Raw genomic sequence first — 24,937 nt, 5'->3', positions numbered from 1 at the left:
TTAATTTATAAAGTATTTCTCATCTTATTTCTTTAAATAGCTACTCATGATTTGATAGTCCTGTTCTAAGGCTTGTCGAGCATTGATTTCCATTTGTCGGTAATGCTCTAAGACTTTTTGGCCTATAGCTGTAACGGCTGCCCCACCTCCATGTGTTCCGCCTGTTTGAGTTTCAACTAAAGCTGTTTCAAAGCATTGATTCATTGTGTCTACCAACTGCCACGCACGGCGGTAGCTCATATTCATAGATTTTGCGGCTTGTGAGATAGAACCCGTTTTCTCAATTGCTTCAAGTAAGTCTGCCTTACCCGGACCAAACGCAATGTTCTGCTCTAAAAGAATTCTAATCTGTAATTTTAAGTTTTGTTCTTTCATAGACTTAGTTCACAAAAGTTTATTTTATGCTCGCTAACATTATAGGGAAGTTTAACAAGCTAAGACATATACAAATTTAAATCTCGATTAACTCTTAAAAATAGTCTTATTAAAAATCAAAACTGCACAAAGTGGATAAAGATCTGGAAAAAACGGATAGAGGCCAAAGCCTAATCGCGGTTCAATCAGGTAAAAGCTGAATGAATAGGATTGAGCAAATGACCTCATCTAATTTAAAACAATGGAATGATTTTGTAGATGGATGTATCGACTTCCGTCCTAACGATGGCGTGTTTCGTATTGCACGTAATATGTTTACTGAGCCTGAACTGTTTGACTTGGAAATGGAACTTATTTTTGAAAAGGTTTGGATTTATGCATGTCACGAAAGTGAGATTCCAAACAATCATGATTTCCTAACAGTTCAAATTGGTCGTCAACCGATTATTGTGAGCCGTGATGGTAAAGGCGAATTACACGCAATGGTCAATGCTTGTGAGCATCGCGGCGCGACCTTAACCCGTGTTGCTAAAGGCAACCAATCTACATTTACTTGTCCATTCCACGCATGGTGCTATAAGTCAGATGGCCGTTTGGTGAAAGTCAAAGCACCTGGTGAATATTGTGAAGATTTTGATAAATCAAGCCGAGGCTTAAAACAAGGCCGTATTGCCAGCTATCGTGGATTTGTATTTGTAAGCCTCGATACTCAAGCAACAGATTCTCTAGAAGACTTTTTGGGCGATGCAAAACTGTTCCTTGATTTAATGGTTAATCAGTCGCCAACAGGTGAACTCGAAGTACTTCAAGGCAAGTCATCTTATACATTTGCAGGTAACTGGAAGCTACAAAATGAAAATGGCTTAGATGGTTACCATGTCAGTACCGTTCACTATAACTATGTCTCTACAGTCCAACACCGTCAGCAAGTCAATGCATCAAAAGGTGAAGAACTCGATACGCTTGACTACAGCAAGTTAGGTGCCGGTGACTCAGAAACTGACGATGGCTGGTTTAGTTTTAAAAATGGTCATAGTGTGTTGTTTAGTGACATGCCGAACCCAACTGTTCGTCCAGGCTACAGCACGGTTATGCCTTATTTAATAGAAAAATACGGCGACAAATATGCTGAGTGGGCAATGCATCGTTTAAGAAACTTGAACTTGTACCCTAGCCTATTTTTTATGGACCAAATTAGTTCTCAGCTTCGTATTGTTCGCCCTGTGGCATGGAATAAAACTGAAGTCATTAGTCAATGTATTGGGGTTAAAGGTGAATCTGCTGAAGCACGCCGTAACCGTATTCGCCAGTTCGAAGATTTCTTTAATGTATCAGGCCTTGGTACCCCAGACGATTTAGTTGAATTCCGTGAACAGCAAAAAGGTTTCCAAGCACGACTTGAACGTTGGAGCGATATTTCGCGCGGTTGTCAGTCTTGGGAATATGGTGCGACCAAAAATTCACAAGATTTAGGCATTCAACCCGTCATTACTGGTCGTGAGTTTACCCACGAGGGACTCTATGTAAACCAGCATGGGCATTGGCAACGTCTAATGCTCGATGGCTTAAACAAGAAAGCATTAAAAATGCAAGATATTACTTTTGAAAACAATGCTGTAATGGATGGGGTGTAACCATGTCACAAGAACTAAATTTTGCTGTATCTCAGTTTTTGTACAAAAAAGCAGAGCTTTGCGATGCTTATGACTGGGATGCCTATCTAGAGCTTTACGATGAAGATAGTGAATATCATATTCCACAGTGGATTGATGACCATAACTATGTTCAAGATCCAAATCAGGGTTTGTCTTATATTTATTATGCAGACCGTACAGGACTTGAAGACCGTGTATTCCGTATTCGTACCGGAAAAGCAGCATCTGCAACTCCGTTACCACGTACATTACACAGCATGAATAACATTCGAGTTAAAACGCTGGATGATGGATTAATTGAAGCAAAAGTTGCATGGCAAACGCTGTATAACCGTCAAGGATTAGAAAGTTGTTTTTACGGACACGCTACTTATCTTTTACGTCAAACAGCAGATGGTTTCCGTATTCGTCGTCAGCACAGCATTTTGCTGAATGACAAAATTGATTCCGTTTTAGACTTCTATCACGTTTAAGGGGAATGAAAATGGGACATTCAGTTGCACTTAACTTTGCCGATGGCAAAACCTTTTTCATTTCGGTAAATAACGACGAATTGTTGCTTGATGCAGCAGTTCGCCAAGGAATTAACCTACCGCTAGACTGTCGTGAAGGTGTTTGTGGTACCTGTCAGGGTCAGTGTGAAACTGGTATTTATGAACAAGAATATGTTGATGAAGATGCATTAAGTGAGCGTGATTTGGCTGAGCGTAAAATGTTAGCTTGCCAGACGCGTGTGAAATCCGATGCTGCTTTTTATTTCGATCATGATTCTGCTATCTGTAACGCTGGTGATACTTTAAAAATTGAAACCAAAGTGACTGCAGTTGAGTTGGTTTCTGAAACGACAGCAATTTTACATCTTGATGCGAGCAGTCATGCTGAACAGCTTCAGTTTTTACCGGGTCAATATGCTCGTTTGCAAATTCCAGATACTGAAGATTGGCGTTCTTATTCTTTTGCAAATAGACCAAATGCAACCAATCAATTGCAATTTCTCATTCGTCTCTTGCCAGACGGTGTGATGAGTAATTATTTGCGTGATCGCTGTCAGGTTGGGCAAAGCCTACTTATTGAAGCGCCGCTTGGTAGTTTCTATTTACGTGAAGTACAGCGACCACTGGTTTTTGTGGCAGGTGGAACAGGATTATCAGCTTTCTTGGGAATGCTAGATAACTTGGTCGAACAACCTAACTCACCTGCAGTTCAGTTGTATTACGGCGTAAATAATGAAACTGACTTGTGTGAACAACAGCGTTTACATGCCTATGCTGAACAGCTACCAAACTTTAGTTATCACCCGATTGTGACTAAAGCAACCGAAGCTTGGCAAGGCAAAGCGGGTTATATTCATGAGCATTTAAATAAAGATCAATTGGCCGAGCAGGCTTTTGATATGTATTTATGTGGTCCACCGCCAATGATTGAAGCTGTTAAAAATTGGTTAGATGAACAATCTTTGCAAAACTACCGTATTTACAGCGAGAAGTTTTTACAGAGTAATACATCACGTTGAAGTATAAATAATTTAAAAACCACTACAACCTGAAATGATTCAATATACTCTGTAGGGGGTATATTGAATTTTTGCATTTAAATTAAAAGTTTTTATATATCAATAATATAAAATAATAAATTCCGACAAAATAAATTGACCAGCTCACTCGGATTTGCTATAAATTTTGATAGATCTTAAGGAATAAGATCATGATGAGATTAACTTATAGCACCTTTTATATCCCCCTATTCTATTTCTCGAATTTACTAAATTGATGGACAAAATCCGATGTAAAAATTTGAGAAAATCACATTAACTAGCGGTTAAATTGGTCTGTATTTTGCTTATATCTCATTGTAATTTGCGAGTAACTTAATTTTTTAAGTGCCGTATTTACTTGCTGTGCAGCGAAGTTTTAAAGCTCTTGCAATACAAGTAAATACAGGAGTGAGCCAAAAGGGATAAATATGAACCAAGCCAACTCCCCAGAACTCAGTGGGCGTCATTTTCAAAATGAGTCTATCTTTACCAATCATAATCTGGTGTTTGATCATCACGACTTAAGTGAAACCTGCCGAAATGTAGGTCAAATTTTTAAACCGCATGATCTTAAAATCTCTCAGCAGAAGCGAGATTTCAGTGCAACCATGCACCATGTTAAAACAGGTGCATTGTCTATTAGTCGTTTGGAATATGGTGCGGACGTCATTATTGAACCAGATCACCTTGATAGCTTTTACCTCATTCAAATTCCAACTCAAGGCTACGCAGAAATCGAATTCGGTTCACAAAAGTTTATTTCTTATTCGCAAGTTGCTTCTCTTATTTCTCCTCAGCAATCTTTACGTATGCGCTGGCATGCGAACTCACCACAGCTTATTCTAAAAGTTTCAAAGGATGATTTTACTTATCATTGCCGTCAACACATCGCCGATTCAGAAAATAACTTACTCGTTTTTGACCCTAAATTAGACTTTGCTACACAAAGTGGAGCCTATTTTTTACAGCTCGTTAGAACACTGATGGATGCTTTGGCATGCGAGCAACACCCGCTTCATCATCCTTTAGCCTTTAAACAATTTGAGTCAAATTTGTTCAATGCACTCATTTATGGTCAACCCAATAATGCATTACATAAAATAGATCAGCATAAAGAAAAAACTGTCTCTCCTTATTTCGTGAAGCGTACAGAAGCCTACATAAAAGAACACTTACATGAGCCGCTTAATATCGAAATTTTAGCTGAACATGCTGGCGTGAGTGTGAGAACGTTATTTACTGGTTTTAAAAATTATTTGGGGACTACCCCAATGTCTTATTTAAAAGAGTTACGTTTTGAACAAGCCCATTTAGAGCTGATGCACAATGAGAATCTCTCTGTCACTGACGTTGCATTTAAATGGGGATTTAGTCATTTAGGCCGTTTTTCTCAAGAATATAAACGCCGTTATGGGGAATTACCATCTTCTACCCGCCGTTCTGGTCAAAGCGAAGGCTCAGGCTTAATTACTTCAATTTTTTCATAAACTAAAATAGATAAAAGCCTTTTATATTTTAGATATAAAAGGCTTTTTTTATGACTTAAAAATGATGAACATAACGAACTTGTAGTCGCGTACCTTCTGGGCGGTTTTCAGCATCTTGCTCAAAATAAGCATTTGCGACCAAATGATCATTTTTAGAAAAACTATACATTGCGCCTGGGCCAATAGCCCAAACTTGTTCACGTCGGCCTTTAACTTTTTCACCATCGACTTCAGTATCAGTTACCTGTTTTAACCAATAGCCATTTAGTCCTAAGCGGAACTGTTCGGTAATGGCATAGTCTGTTGCAAAGTTTGCATGAATTGCTTGCCCAGCTTGCATATCATTTGCTCCAGCAAACGCATAGCTTGGGTCATCATTTTTAAAGTTATAGAGATAATGGATGCGTGTTGAAGCGGTCCATTTGGGATTAAACCAATATGTGGCAGCCCAATAAGGATCAAATGAAACAGCATTATTACTTGGGTTAATATCTTTTTGCTGGTCATATTCGCCAGTAGGTAAATTCACCTGAAACTCAAAACGATGTACAAACTTCGGTCCTTGTGCACCCATGACTGGATCGGACTGAATAAAAGGTCCGATCATAATGTCCCCAAAGCCGCTTTGGGCCTTAATGGCAGCATTATTCAAGCCATCATCCATGTCCATTTTGCTGACAAAAGGAATTAAAAAATTCATACCTAGGCTGGCTTTATCTTTTACTCGGACATTTGATAAATAACTAATCTGTTCAACCAGTACTTGATAATTTAAATCTGTTTTAGGTAAACCTAATTTTTGTCCATTGGCATCGACCAGTTTATTGCTATCGTAATTTTGAAAGTAGGTTTGAGCATACCAGCCAGGCCCTGCGGGTAAACCGCCATCGAGAAAGCTGGTCATACCTAAGTTTACGGTCGGTAAATCATAGGCATGAGAAACTAATGGCAAACCCAACAATGTCCCTGCTAAAAAGCCATGTTTAATTAAAGTGCTTTTCATCTTCTTATTTCCTATAAAAAAATCACGACCGGATTGATCGTGATTGTGGTGAATTAATGGGCTAATTCTGGATGCTCAGCGGCAATCCGATACTTTCCTGCGTGGAATACCAATGGTTCACCTTGGCGTTGTTGGTATTGTTCAATTTGACCAATAAAAATCAGGTGATCTCCGCCTTCATATTGATTTACATTGCGGCAAACCAAGGTTGCGAGTGCATCGGACAAAATTGGAACGCCTGCATTGCATTGTTGATGTGCAACGCCTGCAAATTTATCTTCAGCACCTCGAGCGAAATGTCCAGAAAGCTGATGATGCTCCTGTGCCAACATGTGAATGGCAAAATATTCAGCTTCAACAAAATCAGACAAACTTGGCGCTGTTTTTGAAAGGCTCCACAAAATTAATGGTGGGTCTAAAGACAGCGACGAAAATGAATTGGCTGTCATACCTATTTTCCGACCATCTTTACCACGGGTTGTAATCACTGTAACGCCAGTTGCAAACTGACCAAGTAAATTACGAATTTCTCTTGGGTTTTCAGCATTAATCGCTTGTAAATCTAAAGTTTCAATTGTGTCCATTTTCATATCTCCCTTTGACTATGACCTAGGCCACTTTTGCTGTGGTTTTTGAAGCTAAGAATGCTTGAGCCTGATTTGCATCAAACCACCAAGGAGCAAAAGCGCGTGGGTCATCAAAGTTATTGGCCATAATTGAAGCAATGCTTTGGTCTTGGCTTGCGGCTGCTAGGAGTTCAACCACATGCGGTTGCGGCGGTACTAACAGGCTATTGGTCCAAGCCACCACTTTTTCTGCATAAGCCCAATAACGCTCAAAGGTTTGAACCATCCATTGTTCGCTAAAGCTTTGATTATCATTGGCTAAAATGGCATCGAAATAGATTTTGCTACACTTAGCAGCATTGTTTGAGCCTTGACCTGTAATTGGGTCATTCACCACTAAGGCATCTGCCATCCCAAAAATTTGCTTGCCAGAGGGTAAAGTCAAAATTGGTTTGCGTATGGTCGGTGGGAAACGTCCTGCCAAATATCCGCCTGCATCGGTCAACTCAACATTTGTGCAACGTTCATATTCCCAAGGCACAAATTTCTTGAGTAAATCCAAACTGCATTGCAGATGCTGTTCCGGTGTTTTGACATCTTGCCAGCAGTCCATTGGGCCGTTTGGAATACCTTCAAACACCATGATGTCGCAAGGACCATTAACGGTAAGTGCTGGAAATGAAAAGTATTCGCCGACTTCAGGAATAATGTTAAAAGTCACACGTGAATAAGGTGAAATTGGCTTCATGTTTTTGACGTAGGTCAAAGCCAAAGCGCGTTGAGGCTTATCAAAAACACTTCGCACATCATCACGTTCAAACTGTTTAACGACTTCACCTTTACCAGCCGCGAGTAATACAAGCTCGTAGTCGTTTGCGAGTTGTTCTAACTCTTCTATACCAACATCCTGAATTACCAATTGACCGCCACGGCGTTCAAATTCTTCCATCCAATATGGCATTTTGACGCGTTGATCGACCGATTGAGCGTAACGCTCAAGACGAGCACTCCATTCAAATGCTTTACCACCATTTTCAGGATTAACTAAAGCCAGCCCAATACCTTCTACCGCTGGGCATTGTTCTTCCCAAAAATTTAAACCTAAGTCACGTTCAGTTTGTAAAGCGGTATGAAACATACACTGGCTTGACATGACTTTACCTTGACGGATTTGGTCGGCAGTTCGATTGGTGATCATGGTCACGTCATAACCTGTATCTAATAAACCCAAACCAAGCTGTAAACCAGACTGTCCTGCTCCAACAATTGCAATACGGCGCATAATCTTCTCCATAATTTTCTAAATGTGCTTTTAAAACGCTGTGCTATTCGGCTAAACGTGGAATCGCGGGCTGTGATCCTTCAGGGCCCATCACTGAATATCCGCCATCGACCGCATAATCTGCTCCGGTGACAAAACTCGCAGCGGGTGACAATAAAAACAAAACAACATTGGCGACTTCTTCGGGATGACCCAATCGGCCTAGCAAGTGATAATCGGCTGCCACGCTATCGGCCTTTTCACGGTTATTGCCACTGACTTCTGCAATGACACGAGACCATGTCCAGCCCGGTGAAACGGAGTTGACGCGAATACCATCGGCAGCAAAATCCATTGCCATGCTTTGTGTGAGTTGACGTATCGCGGCTTTAGACACTGGATATAACCAGCGCCCTGTTTGTGCCACTTTGGCCGAGATTGAAGTAAAATTAACGACTGAACCTTGCTGCTTTTTTAGGTCATTGTATAAAGCACGGCTCAGCTCAACTGTAGAGACCAAATTAATATCGAGTGCTTGTAACCAATCCTGACGTGAAGATTTAAAACCATCATCTAAATATGTACATGCCAAATTTACCAAGTAACTCACTTCACCTAAATGTTGGTGAATATCTGCCACAGCTTGTTGAATAGCCGCATCACTGGTTAAATCGGTTTGAATAAACATCACGTCATGGTTAAAGCTTTCTGCAATTGCCTTGCCTTTGGCATCAATATCTAAGATAGCGACATGAGCACCTGCACTTACCAAAGCTTGTACAACAGCTTTACCAATCAGTGTTGCACCACCGCTCACTACAGCGACTTTTCCTTTTAAATCTATATTCATTACAGATACTCCTTAATTGACTGGCTTGCCTTCACTACTTGACCAAGATGGCATCAACGTGTTTGAAGGAAGATCTTCATCAAGAAGTTTTCGTGCTGTCTCGACACCTGCAACTGGTAAGCCTGTTGGGCCTAATAAACCAATTTGAACGAGCACCGACGCTTGGTCCCAATAAATATGCTCATGGCATAACTTTGAACCTCTGAATTGAATTACACCTAACATTGGAATTTCTACATATTTACCAGTCGGTTTTACCCCCGGTAATAACCAGTCAATTTCTGCATCGTGGGTAAAGCTCATAATGAACTCATCTACCACTTGCGTTGAGCCAACAGTACGAGAGATTGAAGTAATCTTCATATCTTTCGGGTTTTGGTGAACAAAGTGATATTGATAAAAACGGGCAAGCTGGCTTTGGCCTACACCACCAGTTAAAGTTGGAATATGGTTGACATAAGGTTCTGCGACCATCGTTGCCATGGTTGCTGGCACATCACGCGTATCGAACTCATGACGAATATGCTCTTCCCATAGTGCGACTAGGTCATATTTCGGTCCAATCGTTTCATGTAGAGCTGTTACTGTACGCTCGTGGGCAAAACGTGCTGACGGTTTGTGATAATGATTACTTATAGGGCGTGCAAAAGCATGATCAACACCTTCATAAACATAAGTTTGTACATTTGAATATTGGTTGGCTGCATCGACAATCGCTTGTCTCGCATCTGGCGGTGTAAATTGGTCCAGTTCTGCAATATGTAAAACCAAACGACCCTTTACGTTAGCTAACTCATCTAACGCTTTTTCAATGCCTACACCATAATAACCTACAGCACATGCCACTTCCGAAAGTCGACAACCAGCCAGATACGCAAGCTTTCCACCCAAACAGTACCCCACCACACCGAGGCCTGTAGAGGAGTCACATTCTGGTCGAGTCTTTAAAAAAGCTAAGCTATCCTGAATATCTTCAACCCCAAGATTTTCATCATATTGCTGATAAAGCTCGAAAGCTTTTTGAAAATCTTCTGGTGTGTAACCCAGTTCTATATTAGGTGCTACACGCCAAAATAAATCAGGAACTAAAACGGTATAGCCTTCTTCTGCAAGAAATTCTGCTTTTTCTCGCATGGCTGCATTCACCCCAAAGATTTCCTGACAAAGCACAACTCCAGGTCCTTTTCCTGTTTCTGGTGTTGCTAGATATGCACTGAACTGCTTTCCAGATGCTGTTTTAATTTGAACGGTTTGACCAGCCATAGTGTCAACTCCTGACATTGTTATGGCTTTATCTTCTATCCGAATATTTTTTTAGGCTGTCCAAAAGCTGCAAGCACTATCCAATCTCTGCGCAATTATCAAAATCAATAAAAAAGGATAAAACACTAAAAATAAGAAAACTAATAAATTTCATAACTTTAAACTAAAAAATTAAATTAATACTTTTTATCTAATTTGGAAAAACTGGATGAAGATTAGGACTTATTGGATAGTGACGATTGGCTAAAAATAGTTCAATCAAGTCATGTAATTCGTTTGATTACATAAAAAAAGCCCAGTCATTTTCTAAATTAAGGCGTTTTATTTATGCATCGACCATGGCCACTTTATGGACAACAAAAAACGTTAATGCTCATCAATATTTTATGTTGTAGTGCATTTTCCTCTCAGGCTTATTCAGCGGATGAAGAATGGAAATTCACATTAAAAAATGCATATATAGACAGAAACTATGACAATCCAGATGTAAAAGATACAGGTAGCTGGTCACAATCAGTATCTCTATTTTACAACTCAAATATGCATGATACGCCGTTAGAAATTGGAGGAACCCCGATTCAAATGGGCGCAAATGCTTCAGTACAATATGCGGTTCGTTTAAGCCAAGATAAACATGTTGCAGATACGGTATTACCTTTTGATAAAGCCACGCAGTCCCAAGCACCTGATTATCTAAAATATGGCGCGACTTTAAAGTTAGGCTATAACAAGACACTACTAAGCATTGGTGAATTATGGCTGGATTTACCCGTAACCACTGTAGATGCAAGCCGACAACTCCTGACGTCTTATTGGGGAACTAATCTTAAAAGTCAGCTAAACGATAAGCTTTTTGTTGAAATTGGCCGTATTGAAAAAGTATCACCGCGAAATGAAGAAGATTTTCATCGATTTTCTTTTACTTCAAAAGGTGTGACTGCCTACTCCGATGGCCTTAACTACATAGATCTGCGCTATCAATTTACACCTACCTTGAAGGGTGAATATTACTTTGGAAATATGGAGGATTTATATAACAAACACTATGTCGGCGTTGACCATATATGGAAAAATTCTAATTTTTCAGTTAATTCAAAATTCAAATATTTCAATGCCAAAGATAATGGACATCTTTTTGACATCGATGCACAAAATGTAGGATTGCTAGAAACACTTAAAGTAAAAAATCATAGCTTTGGTTTGGGTTATCAGCAAATTATTGGTGAGTCTGCTTACCCGTTACCAGATGGATTCTTACCTGAAACTTATTTCATTAATTGGAACACGACTGGTTTCTTCAAACAAGATGAAAAGTCTTATCACTTCATCTATGGCTATGACTTTAAAGATTATGTGCCTGGTTTAAATACGACTTTCAAATATGTATATGGTGATCACTTTAAAACAGCAGATGGCTTAAAAAATAAAGAAAGTGAAGCAAACGTTATTGTCAATTATGCCCTTCAACAGCCATTCCTCAAAGGCTTAGCTCTTCAGTACATCTTCATCAATTACGACGTTAAGCATGGAAACGATTTCTCTGAAAACCGTTTCTTCGTCAATTACAGCAAAAAATTTTAATGAATAAGGAATACGTATGAAAACGATAGATGCAAACACGATTATCAACCGCGAAAAACTGTCTCCACTCCAATGGATGGTTTTTATCCTAGGCTTTTTTGTCTTTTTCTGTGATGGTCTAGACACAGGAATTATCGGTTTTATTGCTCCAGCCTTACTGGATGATTGGGGTATTACTAAGCCGCAACTCGCTCCTGTTTTAAGTGCTGCCTTAGTTGGCATGTCGATCGGTGCAATCATTTCTGGGCCTTTGTCCGATAAATTTGGACGTAAAGGCGTCATTGTTTTTACAAGTCTTTTATTTTCCATATTTACTATTTTGTGTGGCTTTGCTAATTCAACTCAAGACTTAATGATTTATCGCTTTATTACAGGTGTTGGTTTAGGCGCAGCCATGCCAAACATCAGTACGATTGTCTCTGAATATATGCCTGTAAAACGTAAAGCATTCCTAACAGGTCTTGCTGGCTGTGGTTTTATGCTGGGTATTTCTTGTGGCGGTGTGCTGTCAGCTTATCTATTAGAAAGTTATGGCTGGGCTAAGGTGATTATTATTGGCGGAAGCATTCCGCTCATTTTAGTGGTTGCTTTATTGCTTAAATTACCTGAATCAACTCAATACTTAATTACACGTCATCAACAAGACAAAGCTCAGCGTATTTTAGAAAATATTCAAGGCCATTCGTTCCAAGAACCTGTAAAACTTGTTTTAACTCAAGCAGAAAATGCTTCAGATGAAAATCCAGTTAAAGTGGTTTTAGGAAAATATCTGTGGGGTTCAAGCATGCTTTGGCTCTGCTGCTTTACTAGTCTTTTGGTGTTTTATCTTTTAACAAGCTGGATGCCAACGATTTTAAAAACAGCAGGTTTTAGTACGCAACAGTTTAGTTTAATTGCCGCGATTTTCCCTTTTGGTGGTGTAATTGGTGCAACCATTATGGGATGGTACATGGATAAACTGAATCCAACTACAGTCATTAAATATTCATATCTCATTGCTTTTGGACTATTCATTGTTGCAGGTCTAGTAAGCTCAAATATTTTCTTGTTAGGTCTTACTATCTTCTTAATTGGTGCATTACTCGCTGGCGCACAGTCTTCATTACTGCCACTTGCAGCTATGTTCTATCCAGCAGTGTGCCGCGCGGTTGGCGTTTCATGGATGCATGGTATTGGTCGTATTGGTGCAATTTTAGGTGCTTTCTTTGGCTCTCTTATATTTACTTTCAACCTAAGCTTAAGCGGTATTTTCTTTATTCTCGCATTACCAACCTTCATCTCATTTATTGCGCTTAGTCTGAAAGTGATTTATGAGAAATCTAAAAACAAACAAGTGTTAAAGCTCGAAGAAAGTCTATAAATATTAAGCGATAAATAAAAAACTGATTTAGTTGCCTAAATCAGTTTTTTATTGGGAAAATTAAATATCAGAAAATTTTGCCTTTAGTCTCACTTGGATTTTCGCCAAATTCTTCGCGATATTCTTGAGAAAAACGACTTAAATGGTTAAAGCCCCAGTCATACGCAAGCTTTGAAATAGAAACCTTCCTATCTGCTCCTGTGGTGCTCAAGATTTTATAAATTTGCTGGAGACGATATTTTTTTAAATACGACATAGGGCTTGTGCCGTAGTATTGTTGAAATTCGTCATACAATTTTGATTTTGAAACTCCAGCCAGACGTTGCAAATCTTCTGCACAGATTTCTTCGTGTGCATGTTCAATAATAAAATTACGAACCTTACGGATATAAGTTGGCTCATCTTGATGTGAGAGTGACTTTAAGGCTTCAGAGTAGTTGTTCTCTTGAGACAACAATAACGCTTTAATTACAAAATTTTCATAGTCTTCAGACAACATCTGCAAACCATAAAAATTGCTATATTGCGATTTTAACTGTACAAAATTTTGAATGTTCTTCCACCATGCACCAATAAGTTGCTCAGAGTCTAAGTGCATTTCAGGATTAAAAATGATAGGCGTCTCTATGGGTTTATTCAGTAGATCCGCAAGGACAATCTGCATACTTCGCTCAGGAATAACCACCTGAAATTTTCTGCAATCTTTATCGATAATCAAATCTTGCTGATCGTTGTTTGAAACAATAAGACCTCTATTTTCATCAGATTGATAATGAGCACCACGAATGTTGAGAGCTTGACGACCTTGTATCGGCAAACTAATGCTATACGCTTTTAAATTTGAGATGTTAATGGCAACGTTTGCACCATAACTGATTGTACCGATTGCCATTTTTTTATTAGGCAAACGCATTCCGTCATAGTGAAAATCGAGAGTGTCTTTGTAAATTGTATCTAGACGGTGTTCCCCACAAATCGTGGACATCAAACTCTGCGCAAATTCAGCTTTGCGTGAATAATGATTGAGTTCCGTCTGTTGGCTGAGTGATATCATATCCTTTTCACCTAGCTAAATAACTTATTGCTTAAAAAGCAACTTGTATGCCAATTAATATCCTTTAATTGACGAGTTTTCCTGAAAAAATATCTAATCAAGAAAGAGAGTAAAGATTACTTTCTCATACTCTATTAAATTTTAAAAAAGGAAATAAGTTAAATACCTTTAAAGTATAATTTCATACCTTAACGAACTTATTTTATTAGATTTTTTATAAAGAAATAGAGTAGAGATAAATCATTATTTCGAACAGTAGACTATCGTAAATTTTAACGAATAAAAAAACCGCCTATTTTAAATAAGCGGCTTTTATAAAACACTTAAATTATTGGGCAGTGTAACCACCATCCATAACGACAGCTTGGCCTGTTACCCCACCAGCTTTATCACTCGCAAGGAAAATTGCATAGTCAGCAATTTCTTCAACAGAGAGCAAACGTTTTTGAGGAACCATTGCCAAAATCACATCTTCAAGTGCGCTGTCTAAACTTACATTACGGGTTTTAGCCAAATCTGCAATTTGCCCACGAACCAATGGTGTATCTACATAACCCGGACATAAAGCATTTACTGTAATACCGTCACGTGCACATTCCAATGCCGCAACTTTTGTTAGGCCAATCACGCCATGTTTAGCACTGTTATAACCTGCCTTTCCAGCGAAACCAATTAGACCATTAATTGAAGCCATATTAATAATACGACCATATTTTTGAGCTTTCATGATTGGAAAAACGTGTTTAATACCAATAAATGCCCCTGTTAACATGACCTGAACTAGCTTTTGAAAAACAGCTGTTGGAAACTCTTCAATAGGTGCAACATGTTGGAAACCAGCATTGTTAATTAAGATATCAACCGTACCAAAGGTCTTTTGAGTCAGCTCAATGGCTTGTTTATAAGCATCTTCATCAGTTACATCACATGGTGCAGATAGTGCATCAAAACCTTGCTCTTTAAGTGAGTTCGCCGTTTCTTGGCACTTTTCGGCATTCATATCAGAAATGACAACTTTGGCACCTTCTTGAGCAAATTTCTTAGCAATCTCTAGACCGATACCACTTGCAGAACCTGTAATAAAAGCAACTTTACCGTCTAAAAGTTTAGTCATCTATTTACTCCTTAATACTTATAACGTGCTGATTTAAACAATACCTGTTACGGTAAAGACCGTAATCACCACAAATACCGCTAATGTCTTAATTACTGTGACTGCAAAAATATCTTTATACGACTGTTTATGCGTTAAACCTGTAACAGCGAGTAAAGTAATTACGGCGCCGTTGTGCGGTAATGTATCCATACCACCTGATGCCATCGCAACTACACGGTGCATGACTTCTGGTGGAATACCAGCAGCTAAAATCGCAGCGTTATAGTGTTCAGCCATCGCACTTAAAGCGATACTCATACCACCAGAAGCTGAACCGGTAATACCTGCTAAAACGGTTGTAGTCACCGCCCCATTTACTAAAGGGTTTGTGAAGGTACTGCTCATTGCATGACTAATCATGGCAAAGCCCGGTAATGACGCAATAATTGCACCGAAACCATACTCTGAAGCCGTATTCATCACTGCTAAAAGTGAGCCGCCAATACTGGCATTAATGCCCTCTTTAAAATTCGTCACGACACGTTGGTAATCAAACAAAATCGCAGAAATAATCCCGACAATGAGCGCAAGACCAACTGCCCAGATTGCACCAGTTTTTGCAACATCGACGGTATAATCAGCTAAACCAACGGTGGCAAAATCAAAGCCATTTGGATACCACTCTTTGATTGCTTTAGACAAATATTTGTTCATTACTGCAACAAGAATAAGGGGTACAAACGCTAAAAACTGACGAGCTGTACTTCCATTATTTTGCAGAGTCATTTCGGCTTCAATTTCTTGAGATGGTGTATTGTCTGCCCCAAACCCAGAGAACCCTTCTCCAGCTTTTGCAGCAGCACGACGACGCCATTCTAAGTAACTCAAACCCATACACAAAACAAAAATAGCACCAATAATTCCTAGAAATGGTGCAGCATAAATATTGGTGCCAAAGAATGTAGTTGGAATTACGTTTTGAATTTGTGGCGTACCCGGCAATGCATCCATCGTAAATGTAAATGCACCCAGCGCGATGGTTCCCGGAATTAAACGTTTTGGAATATTAGCTTGTCTGAATAACTGGTTTGCAAATGGATAAATGGCAAATACAGCAACAAATAAACTTACTCCACTGTAGGTCAAAATTGCACCTAATAGTACAACGGTTAAAATTGCTTTTTTTGCCCCAATCCATCTTACAATGGTTCTTGCAATAGACTCGGCAATTCCTGACATTTCAACAACTTTACCGAAAATTGCTCCGAGCAAAAACACAAGGAAGTAATCTTTAATAAAGTTCACCATTTTGGGCATAAAGACACCCGAATAAAATGGTAAAACATTAGCTGGGTTAATGAGTAAAACTGCAAGTAAGGCACAAATTGGTGCCATAAGAATGACAGAAAAGCCCTTGTAAGCTGTATACATTAACAGCCCAAGTGAAAGTAGAATTACAAATAATTCCCACATATATTCCTTCTCCCTAAAGAATAGATATTAGGTTCAATAAAATTACCAAAAGATATTTAGGTTATCCCAAACCTACAATGATAAAAATCACAACATCTATGATTGGTAATAGGTAAATGAGCTTAAAAATAAAATATCACTAAAATATTTAAAAACAATGTAATTTATTTTAATTTTAAAATATACATAAAATACAATAATTTATATTATTTTACTAGTAAAACACTATCATTTAAAAGTCATTATTTTTTAATAAAACTTATTAGTTGTTGAGTAAATTAAATTAATATCTCTATATTATTTAATAAACACAATTAAATAATATATTTTTTAAAATAATTTAATAAATATTCTTAGATTTAATTTTTTCAGAAATATCCTATTAGAAAAATTTTATATAAATTACACGTCTAAATGCGCTGGGTGGTCTAAAGAACTAACTCAACTGAACTAAAAAAGCCCTCTTCAGAGGGCTTATATTTTTAAGTAGAAAAAACTACTCTAATTCATATCTTATTGTTGATTAAATTTGATATTGATCAGCTTTAAGATTTGGTTGATCTACAAGTAGTTCAATAAAAGATGGAATTGAGGTAGTGTTAAGCAAATACGGGTTAAACTCATCGACATGATGATGAAAAAAGAAATCTTTTATTTTCGTATTTATAGGCGCAAATTTCATACTCCAATGCTTAAATAACCGCTGCTCGGATGGTTCCGAAAAGATGATTTCGCAGTTCTGATGTCGCGAATCTTTCAGAATTGAATTATAAAACAGCGATTCAACCTGTTCTTTCTCACCCTCTAAGTACTGCAAGAAATACCCATTACCATAGTAAAGTACTCCCGTAATATCATTATAAGAGTTAAATTTGACTGCTTCTGTGAGGATATCAATTAAATCTTGTTTTACTTGACTATGTTCACTATTGGTTTTACTTGCATACATAAAGCCTATTAAACTCATAGCGATAACTCGAAGATAGATGTCAGTTTGGCATTCTGACAGCTACATACCACGCTTACAACCTGACCTATTTAAAACCTTGTATTTCAAGAGTAAAGATTATTATCATTTTGAAAATGACAAACTTTAACAACCAGAAATCTTTTGTAAATTAATCTCAACTTAACAAACCAACTAGAAAATATTATTTTCAGTAAAATCAAGAATTGTCTTTAATTTGTGGATGTCTAATGGAGAACCATGAAATTATTCTTCAAGACGAACATCATAAACAACTTAAGATTGTCAAAGTCCAGGATGTACGTTTTGATGTAAATACCCTTAACAATAGTTATCAATGGTTATGGGTATTTGATCATAGTTCAGAGTTTTTCCCATTCGAGTTGTGGGATCAGCTCGACAATGCAACTGTTCATCAAAAGATAAAACTAGATAATCAGGTTTTTAAAATTATCAAGATTTTGACAAAGAAAACTAAGGTTAGGCCCTCTTAAGATTTAGCTATACGAATAAATGAGAAACTGAGGAAAGGGTCATTCCTTAAAGTTTTTAAATTACTACTGGATTAACAAGGCAATCATATAGGAATTGTTCTTGGCAATGAGTTTGTTAAATTTGTTCAGCTATGAAAAAAACCACTCATTGAGTGGTTTTTTTCAATTAAATTTTGAGACTAAATGGCCTCTATGACAATATATTTTCCTTCATAGAAGACACCATCTACACTTGTTTCTTTTAATTTGCAATAAATCGCAATCGGATGTATCAGCTTTTTATTTTCTTCACTAGGCACATGAGTAATCCCAGATAAAAAATTTGAATTATCATTTTCTAAACTCCAAGATGTGCCTCCATCTTTATGCCATTTACTATTTGGATATTTAGAATCTAACCATTCAATACATTGCTTCATTGTCGAGAATTTTTTTGTTTCCTCTTTTTCAATTTTTGATGCTGCACTTACCGAGGCTCCAAACGTCAGGAATAAAGCTCCAATTAAAGTTTTTCTCATAAAATTACCCTTTATTATTAATAATTAAAATTTAAGAGCTTAAGATATAAAAGAAACATCATTAGGTAGATTAGTTTTTAGGAAGAGTTTTGTTAATTTCACTACTGGCAGTTTCGTGAAGTTTTAATAAGTTGAAACTTTCATAGTTAGCTAAAATACAAAAAAGAAGAGCTGCTAGCAAAACTAGGGTTATCTTATTCATTTCATTTTACCTTTGAGATTTTATTTTTTTAATTCCAAAATGCTACACGAAAATATTGTCAAAACCTTAATTGTTAATAATCTACCACAATTTATTACAAAAACTATTTGGAAGAGTTAATTACCTTTTTCTAAAACTGGTAATGGTAATGCAATTTATAGATCACTAACACTGATCAGATGGGATTCTTATGGTAATTTGACTTCGCTAAAGCTAATAAAAAACCATAGTGCGTTATGAAAGTCATTATCTATAATTCTTTAACACACTTTAATGAAGCTACCTTTAAATCATTATCAGCTTTGTAGATCATATTTGAACTAGAGGCACTCAAAATTGTTCTAGCTTCGAATATATCTTTGTTAAGAAGCTTCACTTCTAGAGTCATACCATTTTCAATATAAATCATATTATTTGCATACTTAACTTTGTTAAATACAACATGTCCACTCGTATCGTCACAAAGTACCCCATTGCCATCTGAGTCAAGTTTTATGGTTGATATACTTGGGCTGATTGAAATCGTCCATATACCTGACACTGGAGGTGTTGAAGGCTGCACTTCGCTAAATTTATTATTAGCCATCTGAGTAGTTGGGCTTACACAGCCACTTAATAAAAAAACTAAGCTTAATGCAATTATCTTTTGCATGATAATTATCCATTTTAATTATGAGTAAAATTTAACAGTTCATAAAATGAAAAACCACCCGAAGGTAGTTTAAGTAATGTATTTAATATTTATTACTCTTACATTTCAGTTTTTAATGTAAGTACTGGTGGTGAAAGTCCGGTTTTATGTTTTATGAGTTAATCTGTATCATTGTTCTCTACTTCTTTTTCATAATTTTTTGTCAAAAAACATCATATTAGATAAATTTTCGTATAAATTACCCTTCTAGATGAGCTGATTAATCTAAAGGAATGAAATGACGCTTAAACAATTAAAAGCTTTTTTAGCTCTTGCACGTACCCTCAATTATGCCAATGCATCTTTAGAGCTACATCTAAGCCAGTCTGCTTTAAGTCTCACCATCAAGAGTTTAGAAGAAGAGTTAGGCGGTAAATTGTTTAACCGTAACACACGTCGCGTTGAGCTTACCCAAGAAGGTAAATCCCTCATTCCCTATGCTAAAAAATTACTCGCCAATTGGGATGAAATGGAAAACGATGTCAAACAGCGTTTTAAGCTCAACCGTGGGACCTTAAGTATCGCCTCAATGCCCTTTGTAACTCATGCAATTTTACCTGAGGTGATTCATCAATTTTTAGAACTTCATCCCAACCTGAACTTTTCAATTCAAGATATTCCAAATGAGACCATTATAGAAAAAGTACAAGACGGTATTTTTGAACTTGGTATCTGCTTTGAACCTGATCTCACCGAGGGCTTAGAATTCAAGCCTCTGTTTGAAGAGGATTTCTTAGCTTTATTACCTAAGACTCATCCACTTGCTCAATCGTCCTCTATTACATGGCATGAGCTTTGTTCAAATCCATTTGTGACCTTACAAAAACCTTCAATTGTCCGATATTTAGTTGAGCAGAATTGTTTGCGAAATAACATAACTCTCGATTTGAAAGTCGAATGTCATCAAATTTCATCACTTTCAAGTTTTGTGGCTTATGGAATTGGAGTAAGTGCGATTCCAAGGCACTTTGCTAAACACATTGACAAAGAACATAACGTATTGATTGAATTAAAGGATGAATCTATTCATAAGACTGTAGGAATTGTTTATAAAAAGAACTTTGAAATTTCAAATATTTCGACTCAATTTATTGAGGCTTTGGTGCAATATAAATTTTAAAAAATTAAAGACTGCATTTTAGGATGAGTTAAGCAGACGCTTAAGCTAAATTTATTAATTATCATAATTTTCAATACTATGGGGTAATTTTTTAAAGTATTTTTCTTTATATGCTTCTGATCTTTTGTAGGTAATTTGATAGCATTCATTGAATATACTCATTAATCCTTTAAAAAAATTAACTTCTATAACACGAATTGAGATGCTAAAACTAAGATTACTAAGGGATATAGGATAACAATAGAATGAATAAAGTTTATGCCAATGCAGAGGCAGCACTGAAAGACGTTATTGCAGATAATCAAACACTTGCTGTTGGCGGTTTTGGTTTATGCGGAATTCCTGAAAAACTGATTATTGCAGTTAAGCAAAGTGGTGTGACTGGTCTTACTTGTATTTCAAATAACGCTGGTGTAGATGATTTTGGTTTAGGTATTCTGCTTCAAACCAAACAGATCAAAAAAATGATTTCTTCATATGTCGGTGAAAACAAAGAATTTGAGCGCCAATATTTAAATGGTGAACTTGATGTAGAACTTACACCACAAGGCACTTTAGCTGAAAAGTTACGTGCTGGCGGTGCAGGAATTCCAGCATTTTATACTCAGACTGGCGTCGGTACACTGATTGCTGAAGGTAAAGAAGAACGTACTTTTCATGGGAAAAACTACATCTTAGAAGAATCTTTAACAGCAGATATTGCTCTTGTTAAGGCCTATAAAGCAGATAAAGCGGGGAATTTAGTATTCCGTAAAACTGCTCAAAATTTTAATCCTGAATGTGCGATGGCTGGAAAAATTACAATCGCAGAAGTTGAACAGGTTGTTGAAATTGGTGAATTGGATCCGGATGAAATCCATTTAGCGGGTATTTATGTAAACCGTATTGTACTGAATGCATCACCTGAAAAACGCATTGAGCATAAAACTTTAAGCACGGAGGCAGTATAAAATGGCTTGGTCACGTAATGAAATGGCACAACGTGCTGCAAAAGAACTTGAAGACGGTTTTTATGTCAATTTAGGTATTGGCTTACCTACTCTAGTTGCCAACTATATTCCTGAAAATATTAATGTTTGGCTTCAATCTGAAAACGGCTTATTAGGTATTGGCGAGTTTCCAACTGAAGAAACTGTAGATGCTGATTTGATTAATGCTGGTAAACAAACAGTTACTGCTCGCCCTGGCGCTGCTTTTTTCTCAAGCTCAGAATCTTTTGCCATGATCCGTGGTGGCCATGTAAACATTGCCATTTTAGGTGCAATGGAAGTTTCTGAAAATGGTGACTTGGCTAACTGGATGATTCCAGGTAAGAAAGTCAAAGGTATGGGCGGCGCAATGGACTTGGTTGTTGGTGTCCAAAAAGTTGTAGTGCTTATGGAACACTGCGCAAAAGATGGTACGCCAAAAATTGTGAAAAACTGTAGTTTGCCTTTAACAGGTAAAGGTGTGGTTCATCGCGTAATTACTGACCTAGGTGTAATGGACATTACTCCACAAGGCGTAGAGCTGATTGAACTTGCTAAAGATGTCACGCTTGAGCAGATTCAAGCTGTTACAGGCGTCGAATTTTATAAAACCTTAGTCGCATAAAATTAAATTTTTAGTAAGAAATATAAGACTTAAGTTAGAAAGTGAGCTTAAGTCTTAACCCTTTTAAGCACCGGATGTGCTGTCTATAAATAAGAACGAGAAGGATTTTTCAGCTATGGAAAAACAGCAAGGAATTTTTGAAAGATTTGCTCTTCGGATTAGTGACTGGTCTGAAAAATGGTTTCCTGATTCATATATTTTTGCATTACTCGGCGTCATTATCGTGTCAGTTGCCGCTTTAGGTATTGGTGCGCCAATTCACGATGTCGCGACTTCCTTTGGGAATGGTTTCTGGAGTCTTATTCCCTTTACCCTACAAATGACTATGCTCATCATTGTAGGTTATGTCGTTTCTGTTTCTAAGCCCGTAAAATTTCTGATTCAAAAAATGGCGCGTATTCCAAATTCTGGACGTGGTGCTATTGTTTTGGTAGCAACGGTTAGTTTGTTAATTTCACTAGTCAATTGGGCTGTTAGTACAATTCTTACAGCGCTTTTAGTAATTGCATTAGCAAAACGTAAAGAGCTGAATATGGATTACCGTGCTGCTGCGGCAGCGGCCATTATTGGTATGGGTGCAACTTGGGCACTTGGAATTAGCTCTTCAGCAGCACAGCTTCAGGCAAATAAAAGTAGTTTACCTGAATCAATTTACAATCTGACTGGCGTTATTCCATTTACCGAAACGATTTTCCTTTGGCAATCAATTGCGATGACTATTATTTTAGTGATTGTTTCAATCGCAATCGCGTATTGGTCAGCTCCAAAAGGCAATAATGTTAAAACGATTGATAGTTTTGATGTGCAATTTGAAGAAGACAAACCACATGAGGAGAAATCTAATCGTCCGGGCGATTGGTTAGAAAACTCGCCTATTTTAACGATTATTGTGGTGGCCTTAGGTGTAATTTGGATGTTTTTTGAATTTTCAAAAAGTAATCCAATCATTGCTATTTCAAGCTTAAACACATACAACTTTGTGTTCTTAATGCTTGGTTTAGCATTGCATGGAACACCACGAAACTTCTTAAATGCCGTTGCAAAAGCAGTTCCAGCCGTATCAGGAATCTTGATTCAGTTCCCACTTTACGGAAGCATCGCCTTTATTATGACGCAAGCTTTAAATAGTCAGGATTTATCTCTGTCGCACTATGTTGCTGAATTTTTCGTTTCAATTGCTTCAAAAGAAACCTTCGCAATTGTGATGGGAATTTACTCAGCCATTCTTGGGTTCTTCGTCCCATCAGGCGGTGGAAAATGGATTATCGAAGCGCCATATGTCATGCAAGCAGCAAATGATTTGAAAGTTCATTTGGGCTGGTCTGTACAAATTTATAATGCAGCCGAAGCTTTACCAAATTTAATCAATCCATTCTTTATGCTACCAATGTTAGGTATTTTAAAACTAAAAGCAAAAGATGTGATTGGTTTTACAGTCACTCAGCTCGTTGTGCATTTTCCCTTAGTTTTATTTTTATTGTGGTTCTTTGGAAGAACGCTTAGCTACACCCCACCCACTTTTTAATTTACTGGAGTCTTTAGTTTCAGCTAAAGGCAATTTTAACAAATACATCAATAAGAGATATTAAGATGAGTTCAATTGTTATAGTTTCAGGTAGCCGTACTGCAATGGGCGGTTTTCAAGGCAGCCTATCGGGTTTAACTGCACCAGAACTTGGCGCGGCTGTAATTCGTGAATCTATTCAACGTGCAGGTGTTGCACCTGACCAAGTAGATGAAGTTATTTTTGGTTGCGTATTGAGTGCAGGCATAGGTCAAGGCCCTGCTCGTCAGGCGATGCGTAAAGCTGGTGTACCAGATCATGTGGGTGCAGTCACCATCAATAAACTGTGTGGTTCTGCTATGAAAGCGGTGTTAATGGCTTCAGACACCTTAAAAGCTGGCAGTGCCAATATTATTGTTGCAGGTGGCATGGAATCTATGACCAATGCGCCGTATATTCTGCCGAAAGCTCGCGGTGGTTACCGTATGGGTCACGGTGAAATTAAAGACCATATGTTTTTAGATGGTCTTGAAGATGCTGAAACAGGCCGCTTAATGGGTTCTTTTGCTCAAGACATGGCAAACACCAAAGGTTTTACACGTGAGCAAATGGATAACTTTGCGATTTCTTCTTTGAAAAAAGCGCAAACTGCCATTACCGAAGGTTACTTCAAAGACGAGATTGTTCCTGTTGAAGTCAAAACACGTAAAGGTGTCGAAGTTATCGATCAAGATGAGCAACCATTAAAAGCTAATCTTGAGAAGATTCCAACATTGCGTCCAGCTTTTAGTAAAGACGGAACAATTACAGCTGCTAACTCAAGCTCCATTTCTGATGGTGCTGCTGCATTAGTACTTACCACAGAAGAATATGCTCAAAGCCATGGCTTAAATACTTTGGCGAAAATTGTTGCAACTTCTACTCATTCACAACATCCAAGTGAATTTACCATTGCTCCAATTAGTGCAATTCAAAAAGTGCTTGAGCGTGCTGGCTGGTCTGTTGACGAGGTAGATGCTTGGGAAATTAATGAAGCTTTTGCAATGGTGGCAATGGCACCAATTCATGATTTAGGTATCGATGAAGCAAAAGTCAACGTACATGGTGGTGCTTGTGCTTTAGGTCATCCTATTGGTGCAACTGGCTCAAGAATTATTCTTTCTCTTATCTATGCTTTAAAACGCCTAGGTAAAAAGAAAGGTGTTGCTGCGTTATGTATTGGTGGTGGTGAAGCTACAGCTGTCGCAATTGAAATCTAAGAGTCAAACCGCGCAGAAGGTGTAAGAGTTT

At 37.7% G+C, this 24,937-nt stretch carries 24 protein-coding genes; 12 read left to right on the top strand and 12 right to left on the bottom strand.

Going from position 1 to position 24,937, the window contains the following annotated elements:
* Positions 1 to 24 precede the first annotated feature (24 nt).
* A complete protein-coding gene (locus tag ODQ17_RS01515) occupies positions 25 to 375 on the bottom strand; it encodes a winged helix-turn-helix domain-containing protein (RefSeq protein ID WP_192836975.1) in 351 nt (116 codons plus the stop codon).
* A gap of 218 nt (positions 376 to 593) precedes the next feature.
* Here ODQ17_RS01515 and antA point away from each other — a divergent pair, with 218 nt between their 5' ends.
* The 4 genes from antA (at position 594) to ODQ17_RS01495 (ending at position 5,051) form a co-directional block, all read left to right on the top strand.
* The gene (antA, locus tag ODQ17_RS01510) at positions 594 to 2,009 is read left to right on the top strand and encodes an anthranilate 1,2-dioxygenase large subunit (protein ID WP_322901269.1); all 1,416 of its coding nucleotides are present in this window, start codon (positions 594 to 596) and stop codon (positions 2,007 to 2,009) included.
* 2 nt (positions 2,010 to 2,011) lie between these two features.
* A complete protein-coding gene (gene antB, locus ODQ17_RS01505) occupies positions 2,012 to 2,503 on the top strand; it encodes an anthranilate 1,2-dioxygenase small subunit (RefSeq protein WP_322901267.1) in 492 nt (163 codons plus the stop codon).
* A 5-nt stretch (positions 2,504 to 2,508) separates the two neighbouring features.
* The gene (antC, locus tag ODQ17_RS01500) at positions 2,509 to 3,543 is read left to right on the top strand and encodes an anthranilate 1,2-dioxygenase electron transfer component AntC (protein ID WP_081402163.1); all 1,035 of its coding nucleotides are present in this window, start codon (positions 2,509 to 2,511) and stop codon (positions 3,541 to 3,543) included.
* A 449-nt stretch (positions 3,544 to 3,992) separates the two neighbouring features.
* Positions 3,993 to 5,051, top strand: a complete 1,059-nt coding sequence (locus tag ODQ17_RS01495; RefSeq protein ID WP_322901265.1) for an AraC family transcriptional regulator — start codon at positions 3,993 to 3,995, stop codon at positions 5,049 to 5,051.
* Positions 5,052 to 5,106: 55 nt separating this feature from the next.
* Here the strand turns inward: ODQ17_RS01495 and ODQ17_RS01490 are convergent, their stop codons facing one another.
* Genes ODQ17_RS01490 through ODQ17_RS01470 form a run of 5 tightly spaced genes read right to left on the bottom strand, consistent with a single transcriptional unit; the run spans position 5,107 to position 9,994 of the window.
* Complete coding sequence (locus tag ODQ17_RS01490; protein ID WP_322901263.1) at positions 5,107 to 6,054, bottom strand: SphA family protein; 948 nt, start codon at positions 6,052 to 6,054, stop codon at positions 5,107 to 5,109.
* 53 nt (positions 6,055 to 6,107) lie between these two features.
* A complete protein-coding gene (locus tag ODQ17_RS01485; protein WP_322901261.1) occupies positions 6,108 to 6,638 on the bottom strand; it encodes a flavin reductase family protein in 531 nt (176 codons plus the stop codon).
* A 25-nt stretch (positions 6,639 to 6,663) separates the two neighbouring features.
* Positions 6,664 to 7,902: a styrene monooxygenase/indole monooxygenase family protein gene (locus ODQ17_RS01480; RefSeq protein ID WP_322901259.1), complete on the bottom strand. Its 1,239-nt coding sequence runs from the start codon at positions 7,900 to 7,902 to the stop codon at positions 6,664 to 6,666.
* A gap of 43 nt (positions 7,903 to 7,945) precedes the next feature.
* Complete coding sequence (locus ODQ17_RS01475; protein ID WP_322901257.1) at positions 7,946 to 8,731, bottom strand: SDR family oxidoreductase; 786 nt, start codon at positions 8,729 to 8,731, stop codon at positions 7,946 to 7,948.
* 12 nt (positions 8,732 to 8,743) lie between these two features.
* A complete protein-coding gene (locus ODQ17_RS01470) occupies positions 8,744 to 9,994 on the bottom strand; it encodes a dienelactone hydrolase family protein (protein ID WP_322901255.1) in 1,251 nt (416 codons plus the stop codon).
* Between the two features lie 369 nt (positions 9,995 to 10,363).
* Between ODQ17_RS01470 and ODQ17_RS01465 the strand changes: the two genes are divergently transcribed.
* Together ODQ17_RS01465 and ODQ17_RS01460 are read left to right on the top strand one after the other, a co-directional pair.
* The gene (locus ODQ17_RS01465; protein WP_442872383.1) at positions 10,364 to 11,575 is read left to right on the top strand and encodes an OprD family outer membrane porin; all 1,212 of its coding nucleotides are present in this window, start codon (positions 10,364 to 10,366) and stop codon (positions 11,573 to 11,575) included.
* 16 nt (positions 11,576 to 11,591) lie between these two features.
* Positions 11,592 to 12,935, top strand: a complete 1,344-nt coding sequence (locus tag ODQ17_RS01460; RefSeq protein ID WP_250374175.1) for an MFS transporter — start codon at positions 11,592 to 11,594, stop codon at positions 12,933 to 12,935.
* A gap of 67 nt (positions 12,936 to 13,002) precedes the next feature.
* Here ODQ17_RS01460 and ODQ17_RS01455 read toward each other — a convergent pair whose 3' ends face one another.
* The 4 genes from ODQ17_RS01455 to ODQ17_RS01440 form a co-directional block, all read right to left on the bottom strand.
* A complete protein-coding gene (locus ODQ17_RS01455; protein WP_322901250.1) occupies positions 13,003 to 13,989 on the bottom strand; it encodes an AraC family transcriptional regulator in 987 nt (328 codons plus the stop codon).
* 328 nt (positions 13,990 to 14,317) lie between these two features.
* On the bottom strand, positions 14,318 to 15,103 hold the full coding sequence (locus tag ODQ17_RS01450) for a 3-hydroxybutyrate dehydrogenase (protein WP_322901248.1): 786 nt from the start codon (positions 15,101 to 15,103) through the stop codon (positions 14,318 to 14,320).
* A gap of 33 nt (positions 15,104 to 15,136) precedes the next feature.
* Entirely contained in the window at positions 15,137 to 16,558 is a 1,422-nt protein-coding gene (locus ODQ17_RS01445) for a GntP family permease (protein WP_322901246.1), read from the bottom strand.
* Between the two features lie 523 nt (positions 16,559 to 17,081).
* A complete protein-coding gene (locus ODQ17_RS01440; RefSeq protein WP_198496392.1) occupies positions 17,082 to 17,525 on the bottom strand; it encodes a BLUF domain-containing protein in 444 nt (147 codons plus the stop codon).
* A gap of 230 nt (positions 17,526 to 17,755) precedes the next feature.
* Here ODQ17_RS01440 and ODQ17_RS01435 point away from each other — a divergent pair, with 230 nt between their 5' ends.
* On the top strand, positions 17,756 to 18,019 hold the full coding sequence (locus ODQ17_RS01435; RefSeq protein ID WP_004792482.1) for a hypothetical protein: 264 nt from the start codon (positions 17,756 to 17,758) through the stop codon (positions 18,017 to 18,019).
* Positions 18,020 to 18,198: 179 nt separating this feature from the next.
* Here the strand turns inward: ODQ17_RS01435 and ODQ17_RS01430 are convergent, their stop codons facing one another.
* Complete coding sequence (locus ODQ17_RS01430; RefSeq protein ID WP_111853863.1) at positions 18,199 to 18,537, bottom strand: hypothetical protein; 339 nt, start codon at positions 18,535 to 18,537, stop codon at positions 18,199 to 18,201.
* A gap of 452 nt (positions 18,538 to 18,989) precedes the next feature.
* Positions 18,990 to 19,391 (bottom strand): J517_1871 family lipoprotein, encoded by a 402-nt coding sequence (locus ODQ17_RS01425; protein ID WP_322901242.1) that lies wholly within the window; start codon positions 19,389 to 19,391, stop codon positions 18,990 to 18,992.
* 277 nt (positions 19,392 to 19,668) lie between these two features.
* Here ODQ17_RS01425 and ODQ17_RS01420 point away from each other — a divergent pair, with 277 nt between their 5' ends.
* The 5 genes from ODQ17_RS01420 (at position 19,669) to ODQ17_RS01400 (ending at position 24,906) form a co-directional block, all read left to right on the top strand.
* Complete coding sequence (locus ODQ17_RS01420; protein WP_005305071.1) at positions 19,669 to 20,550, top strand: LysR family transcriptional regulator; 882 nt, start codon at positions 19,669 to 19,671, stop codon at positions 20,548 to 20,550.
* A 245-nt stretch (positions 20,551 to 20,795) separates the two neighbouring features.
* Positions 20,796 to 21,500, top strand: a complete 705-nt coding sequence (locus ODQ17_RS01415; RefSeq protein WP_322901240.1) for a CoA transferase subunit A — start codon at positions 20,796 to 20,798, stop codon at positions 21,498 to 21,500.
* Between the two features lies 1 nt (position 21,501).
* The gene (locus tag ODQ17_RS01410) at positions 21,502 to 22,143 is read left to right on the top strand and encodes a 3-oxoacid CoA-transferase subunit B (RefSeq protein WP_004792490.1); all 642 of its coding nucleotides are present in this window, start codon (positions 21,502 to 21,504) and stop codon (positions 22,141 to 22,143) included.
* Between the two features lie 115 nt (positions 22,144 to 22,258).
* Entirely contained in the window at positions 22,259 to 23,668 is a 1,410-nt protein-coding gene (locus ODQ17_RS01405; protein ID WP_322901239.1) for a short-chain fatty acid transporter, read from the top strand.
* 65 nt (positions 23,669 to 23,733) lie between these two features.
* Positions 23,734 to 24,906, top strand: coding sequence for a thiolase family protein (locus ODQ17_RS01400; protein WP_322901236.1), 1,173 nt, complete (start codon positions 23,734 to 23,736; stop codon positions 24,904 to 24,906).
* Positions 24,907 to 24,937: the final 31 nt, after the last annotated feature.

It is taken from the genome of Acinetobacter sp. IRS14, from assembly GCF_034650275.1.
In the GTDB taxonomy this organism is placed as follows: domain Bacteria; phylum Pseudomonadota; class Gammaproteobacteria; order Pseudomonadales; family Moraxellaceae; genus Acinetobacter; species Acinetobacter oleivorans.
This window is presented reverse-complemented; position numbering and strand designations above follow the sequence as displayed.